This is a genomic window from uncultured Modestobacter sp. (genome assembly GCF_947486615.1).
In the GTDB taxonomy this organism is placed as follows: domain Bacteria; phylum Actinomycetota; class Actinomycetes; order Mycobacteriales; family Geodermatophilaceae; genus Modestobacter.
This window is the reverse complement of record NZ_CANKUD010000027.1, coordinates 1-1,437: the sequence shown is the minus strand read 5'-3', so window position 1 is coordinate 1,437 and position 1,437 is coordinate 1. Positions and strand designations below refer to the sequence as shown.

Sequence of the window (1,437 nt, the reverse complement as noted above, 5' to 3'; positions counted from 1 at the left end):
TCGGTAGCACAGAGCATCGTTGAAGTTCTTGGATCTTGACTTGAGGTGATGGCCTCTCGTTCCGAGGAGTCATCGGTGTCGCTCACTACTCTCGCCCTGACCGCCGAGCTGCCCGAGCTCGACGAGTCGCTGACCTGGTCGCAGCTGGAGGCGTGGGCGGTGGCGATGCGTGAGGAGTTGCCCGCGGCCGCGCTGGCCGCGGCGTTGGAGGACCTGCAGGACAAGCTGATCGACCGGGTGTGTGGGCCGAAGTGGTTGCCGGTGCGGGATCTGCCGGCGCCGTTCGGCTGCCCGGGGTGCGGGGTGATGAGCGACTTCTCCCGCAAGGGCAAGCGCACCCGGCCCCGTCGGTTCGACACCGCTGCTGGAGTCGTGCGCGTCCAGCTGGCCAATGTCGGCTGTCGGTCCTGCGGGCGGGTGTTCGCGCCGCTGTTGTTGATGCTGGATCTGTCCGGGAAGCGGCGCACCGACCGGCTGATGGTGGAACTGGCCGAGCTGGCCACCCAGATGTCCTTCGCCCGGGCCGGGGCGGTCGCGGCCTCCTTCGGCGTGCCAGGCTCGGCCGGGCGTGCGCACTCGGCGGTGGCTGACCTGGCCCCGCTACTCGACGGCGTCGGCTGCGCGGACTCCCCGCATGCTCCCGGCCGTGCCGACGTGGTGATCCTCGACGGCACCGGCATGCGCGCTGGCCGCCGCCGGCTCGGGGTCAACTGCAACATCGCCCTGGGAGTGACCGCCCGGACCGGCCCGCGACGCCGCAGGCAGGCCGCCACGACCGTGCTGGGTCTGACGCTGGACCAGCCGTGGTCGGCGATGACCGCGCAGCTGCGCGACCTCGACCCGCCGGCCGTAGTGGTCGTCGACGGCGAACTGGCGATCACCCGGCTCGCCGAAAGCCTCTGGCCCGATGTGCCGATCCAACGCTGCTGGTGGCACCTGCCTCGGGCGCTGCGTTGGGCCCTCTACGCGGACAAGGCCCCGCGGAACTGGGCGAACGCCAAGCGCGCCGAGCTGACCGCACTGCTGCACCGGGTCGCCCGCGAGCGGCTCACCCACACCCAGGCGCTGGACGCCTACGACGCCTTCACCGCCATCGTCACCGCCGAGGGCCACCACGCCGCCGGAGAGCTGCTGGCCGGCGCCCGCGACCAGACCTTCACCTGCCTGCGCCCCGAGCTCCGCCGCCGCCTGGCCCACCTCGGCGGACCCGAACTCGGCTCCGGCGTGCTCGAGCGCGTCATGCGTGAACTCAACGCCCGCACCGACATCGGTGGCAGCCGCTGGTCGACCGAAGGCCTACGAGACCTGATCACCATCAAGCTCGCCCGGATGACCAACCACCCCGCCTGGACCAGACTGCGTCAGACCACCAGCCCACCCAACGCCATCACCTTCAAGATCACCGCACCAAACTTCAACGCTGCCTGACGCTACCGA

1 protein-coding gene is annotated in these 1,437 nt (G+C 70.8%); it reads left to right on the top strand.

Annotation, left to right across the window (positions count from 1 at the left end):
• The first annotated feature begins 75 nt into the window (after positions 1 to 75).
• Entirely contained in the window at positions 76 to 1,428 is a 1,353-nt protein-coding gene (locus Q1A09_RS22510; RefSeq protein ID WP_299960629.1) for a transposase, read from the top strand.
• Positions 1,429 to 1,437 lie beyond the last annotated feature (9 nt).